Annotated in this window: 1 pseudogene; it reads left to right on the top strand. The window is 37.6% G+C overall.

Annotation, left to right across the window (positions count from 1 at the left end):
• Positions 1–156 precede the first annotated feature (156 nt).
• Positions 157–359 (top strand): annotated as a pseudogene (locus tag PPOP_RS17705) (IS21 family transposase); the annotation flags it as partial.

Genomic DNA, 359 nt, shown 5'->3' on the forward strand with positions numbered 1-359 from the left:
TGTTTATGGCAAACTAAAAGTGCTAAGAATAGCAGCATAAAAATGCCTAGTTAAATTGCATTTTTACTAGAAAAAGAAAGAGGCACTTGCCAGCACCCCAATACTTCCCCTATCGTTTTGTTTGAGCAGAACAAGCGAGAAGGGGATAGACAAAGGATGTTGAAAATGCCTCAGCAACAATATATCAAATTTCTTAGAGAAGTAGAAGGGATTTCAATCCGTGAAATTGCAGAAAAGGTTGGTATTCACTGGAGAACCGCAAAAAAATATGCAGATCGTTCAGACTGGAATTTGAAACTTGTGAAACCATCACGTAAATCTCCTGTTATGGATGCATATAAAGAGATTGTGGACACATG

The sequence above is a fragment of the Paenibacillus popilliae ATCC 14706 genome, from assembly GCF_000315235.1.
GTDB lineage: Bacteria > Bacillota > Bacilli > Paenibacillales > Paenibacillaceae > Paenibacillus_B > Paenibacillus_B popilliae.